The following is a 5,241-nucleotide window of genomic DNA, read 5'->3' on the forward strand; positions in this document are numbered from 1 at the left end:
TTTCTTTTACACACTGGTTGTTTGTTACCCGGTTGGGTGTGTGTAAGTTTTCGGCCGGTTAGTGCCAGTTCCCTGAACCTATTGCTAGGTGTGTAGGTCTGGTCTATCGATCCCGTGGTCTGCGGGGGGCCTTATCCCTCTAAAAGGGTGAGAAGCCTGGTCTTGGAGGGGGTTTCCCGCTTAGATGCTTTCAGCGGTTATCCTGTCCGAACGTGGCTATCCAGCGGTGCCCCTGGTGGGACAACTGGTATACCAGAGGTTCGTCCGTCCCGGTCCTCTCGTACTAGGGACAGGTTTCCTCAAGCTTCTGACGCGCGCGGCGGATAGAGACCGAACTGTCTCACGACGTTCTAAACCCAGCTCGCGTGCCGCTTTAATGGGCGAACAGCCCAACCCTTGGGACCTGCTCCAGCCCCAGGATGCGACGAGCCGACATCGAGGTGCCAAACCATCCCGTCGATATGGACTCTTGGGGAAGATCAGCCTGTTATCCCCGGGGTACCTTTTATCCGTTGAGCGACACCCCTTCCACTCAGAGGTGCCGGATCACTAGTCCCGACTTTCGTCCCTGCTCGACATGTACGTCTCGCAGTCAAGCTCCCTTGTGCACTTACACTCAACACCTGATTGCCGTCCAGGTTGAGGGAACCTTTGGGCGCCTCCGTTACATTTTAGGAGGCAACCGCCCCAGTTAAACTACCCACCAGGCACTGTCCCTGAACCGGATATACGGTTCGAAGTTAGAGGCCCAATACGATCAGAGTGGTATTTCAACAACGACTCCACACACACTGGCGTGCATGCTTCACAGTCTCCCACCTATCCTACACAAACCGTATCGAGCACCAATACCAAGTTGTAGTGAAGGTCCCGGGGTCTTTTCGTCCTGCCGCGCGTAACGAGCATCTTTACTCGTAGTGCAATTTCGCCGAGTCTATGGTTGAGACAGTTGAGAAGTCGTTACGCCATTCGTGCAGGTCGGAACTTACCCGACAAGGAATTTCGCTACCTTAGGATGGTTATAGTTACCACCGCCGTTTACTGGGGCTTAAATTCTCCGCTTCACCCCGAAGGATTAACGGGTCCTCTTAACCTTCCAGCACCGGGCAGGCGTCAGTCCGTATACATCGTCTTGCGACTTCGCACGGACCTGTGTTTTTAGTAAACAGTCGCTTCTCACTGGTTTGTGCCACCCACTCCCGCTGCCGGCCGCAAGAGCCATGACGGTATGTGGGTCCCCCTTCTCCCGAAGTTACGGGGGCATTTTGCCGAGTTCCTTAACCATAGTTAACTCGTACGCCTTAGTATTCTCTACCTGACCACCTGTGTTGGTTTGGGGTACGGGCCGTGTGTGAACTCGCTAGAGGCTTTTCTCGGCAGCATAGGATCACCGAATTCGCCTCACTCGGCTATGCATCACCTCTCAGACACATGACATCCGGATTTGCCTAGATGTCGTCCTACAGGCTTGCCCCAGTATTACCACTGACTGGTACGGCTACCTTCCTGCGTCACCCCATCGCTTGACTACTACCAGAGAAGGTCCCGCGCAGCGCATGCAATCCTCACACCCGAAGGTGATCGGTAACGCATGTTTTGGGCGGTTAGTACCTCTGATTCATCATGGGCGCGCACACACGGGTACGGGAATATCAACCCGTTGTCCATCGACTACGCCTGTCGGCCTCGCCTTAGGTCCCGACTCACCCTGGGCGGACTGGCCTGCCCCAGGAACCCTTGGTCTTTCGGCGGGCAAGGTTCTCACTTGCCTTATCGCTACTCATGCCTGCATTCTCACTCCCACACCCTCCACAGCTCCATTACCAGGCTGCTTCACTGGGTGCAGGACGCTCCCCTACCCATCAATTACTTGATGCCGCGGCTTCGGCGGTGTGCTTGAGCCCCGCTACATTATCGGCGCACAATCACTTGACCAGTGAGCTATTACGCACTCTTTCAAGGGTGGCTGCTTCTAAGCCAACCTCCTGGTTGTCTTCGCGACTGCACATCCTTTTCCACTTAGCACACGCTTAGGGGCCTTAGCCGGCGATCTGGGCTGTTTCCCTCTCGACGCACGGAGCTTATCCCCCGCCGTCTCACTGCCACGCTTTCACTTACCGGCATTCGGAGTTTGGCTGACGTCAGTAACCTAGTAGGGCCCATCGGCCATCCAGTAGCTCTACCTCCAGTAAGAAACACGCAACGCTGCACCTAAATGCATTTCGGGGAGAACCAGCTATCACGGAGTTTGATTGGCCTTTCACCCCTACCCACAGCTCATCCCCTCAGTCTTCAACCTAAGTGGGTTCGGGCCTCCACAACATCTTACTGCTGCTTCACCCTGGCCATGGGTAGATCACTCCGCTTCGGGTCCAGAACACACCACTACACCACACACTGTTGTGCGGATACGCCCTATTCAGACTCGCTTTCGCTGCGGCTACCCCACACGGGTTAACCTCGCGACATGTCCCTGACTCGCAGGCTCATTCTTCAAAAGGCACGCCATCACCCCACCCAAAAGGGAAGGCTCTGACGGATTGTAGGCACACGGTTTCAGGTACTATTTCACTCCCCTCCCGGGGTACTTTTCACCATTCCCTCACGGTACTAATCCGCTATCGGTCATCGGGAAGTATTCAGGCTTACCGGGTGGTCCCGGCAGATTCACAGCAGATTTCACGGGCCCGCTGCTACTCGGGGACAGTCCCACAGCAGAGTGCATGTTTTCGCCTACGGGGCTCTCACCCTCTACGACAGACCATCCCAGGCCCTTCGACTAACACACACTTTTCTCACTGCTGCCCAGCACGGCGGTGCTGAGAAGAAACGCCCCACAACCCCGCACACACAACCCCCGCCGGGTATCACATGCATACGGTTTAGCCATCCTCCGCTTTCGCTCGCCACTACTCACGGAATCACAATTGTTTTCTCTTCCTACGGGTACTGAGATGTTTCACTTCCCCGCGTTCCCCCCTGCACCCTATATATTCAGATGCAGGTAACACGACATCACTCGTGCTGGGTTTCCCCATTCGGACATCCTCGGATCCACGCTCGGTTGGCAGCTCCCCGAGGCATATCGCAGCCTCCCACGTCCTTCATCGGCTCCCAATGCCAAGGCATCCACCATGCGCCCTTAAACACTTACAACACAAAAAACCAGATCAAGAAAAAAGAAATTGCACATCAAACACACACAACAACACCCCAACCAACAACCCCTGCCCAAAGGACAAGAACTCCCGATCAGAGTCTTCTTGCGTGCTAGATGCTCGCAACCACTATCCACAAATCAAACACCACACCCCACCACCAAAGCAGGGCGACAACAGCAACCGCAACACCCCCAACCCAACGGTCAAAAGGGACTCACGGCCGGCAACCCCCACCCCGTAGAGCGAAGGTCCCGCTGGGCCTGTTGCCTCAAAGCCCAATAGTGTGCCTGGCAGTTCCATCAAAGTTTGTTGTTGCACCAGACCCGCCTCCACTACAGAGGTCGAGCCATCCAACGAATCGCTCAAAGTCGCGGTGATCCACACGATGTGGGCCGGCTTCAAGTCTCGTGGTGCTCCTTAGAAAGGAGGTGATCCAGCCGCACCTTCCGGTACGGCTACCTTGTTACGACTTCGTCCCAATCGCCGATCCCACCTTCGACGGCTCCCTCCCACAAGGGGTTAGGCCACCGGCTTCGGGTGTTACCGACTTTCATGACGTGACGGGCGGTGTGTACAAGGCCCGGGAACGTATTCACCGCAGCGTTGCTGATCTGCGATTACTAGCGACTCCGACTTCACGGGGTCGAGTTGCAGACCCCGATCCGAACTGAGACCGGCTTTGAAAGGATTCGCTCCACCTCACGGCATCGCAGCCCTTTGTACCGGCCATTGTAGCATGTGTGAAGCCCTGGACATAAGGGGCATGATGACTTGACGTCATCCCCACCTTCCTCCGAGTTGACCCCGGCAGTCTCCTACGAGTCCCCGGCATAACCCGCTGGCAACATAGGACAAGGGTTGCGCTCGTTGCGGGACTTAACCCAACATCTCACGACACGAGCTGACGACAGCCATGCACCACCTGCACACAGGCCACAAGGGAACTGATATCTCTACCAGCGTCCTGTGCATGTCAAACCCAGGTAAGGTTCTTCGCGTTGCATCGAATTAATCCACATGCTCCGCCGCTTGTGCGGGCCCCCGTCAATTCCTTTGAGTTTTAGCCTTGCGGCCGTACTCCCCAGGCGGGGTACTTAATGCGTTAGCTACGGCACGGATCCCAAGGAAGGAAACCCACACCTAGTACCCACCGTTTACGGCGTGGACTACCAGGGTATCTAATCCTGTTCGCTCCCCACGCTTTCGCTCCTCAGCGTCAGTTACTGCCCAGAGACCCGCCTTCGCCACCGGTGTTCCTCCTGATATCTGCGCATTCCACCGCTACACCAGGAATTCCAGTCTCCCCTGCAGTACTCCAGTCTGCCCGTATCGCCCGCACGCCCACAGTTAAGCTGTGAGTTTTCACGAACAACGCGACAAACCACCTACGAGCTCTTTACGCCCAGTAATTCCGGACAACGCTCGGACCCTACGTATTACCGCGGCTGCTGGCACGTAGTTGGCCGGTCCTTCTTCTGCACATACCGTCACTTGCGCTTCGTCTGTGCTGAAAGAGGTTTACAACCCGAAGGCCGTCATCCCTCACGCGGCGTCGCTGCATCAGGCTTGCGCCCATTGTGCAATATTCCCCACTGCTGCCTCCCGTAGGAGTCTGGGCCGTATCTCAGTCCCAGTGTGGCCGGTCACCCTCTCAGGCCGGCTACCCGTCGTCGCCTTGGTAGGCCATTACCCCACCAACAAGCTGATAGGCCGCGGGCCCATCCCACACCGCAAAAGCTTTCCACCACCGACCATGAAGCCAGTGATCCTATTCGGTATTAGACCCAGTTTCCCAGGCTTATCCCAAAGTGCAGGGCAGATCACCCACGTGTTACTCACCCGTTCGCCACTCGAGCACCCCGAAGGGCCTTTCCGTTCGACTTGCATGTGTTAAGCACGCCGCCAGCGTTCGTCCTGAGCCAGGATCAAACTCTCCAAACAAAAACCCCTCGAACAAACGAGGCAGAATTCGAATCAGAAAAATCCGATCACAAACAAAAGACACCAAAAACTGGCATCAAAAAAACAACCATCCCACGTGGCAGGAAGACGGGGAGTCCCCCACCAAGATGGCCAAAAA

General features: G+C 56.0%; 2 rRNA genes. Both read right to left on the minus strand.

Annotation, left to right across the window (positions count from 1 at the left end):
* Window positions 1–38 precede the first annotated feature (38 nt).
* Window positions 39–3,156 (minus strand): 23S ribosomal RNA (locus ACWDUN_RS29980).
* A gap of 426 nt (window positions 3,157–3,582) precedes the next feature.
* Window positions 3,583–5,102: ribosomal RNA gene (locus ACWDUN_RS29985) — 16S ribosomal RNA — on the minus strand.
* The 16S and 23S rRNA genes sit together here, the layout of an rRNA operon.
* Window positions 5,103–5,241 lie beyond the last annotated feature (139 nt).

The sequence above is a fragment of the Mycobacterium sp. NPDC003323 genome (assembly GCF_053589535.1).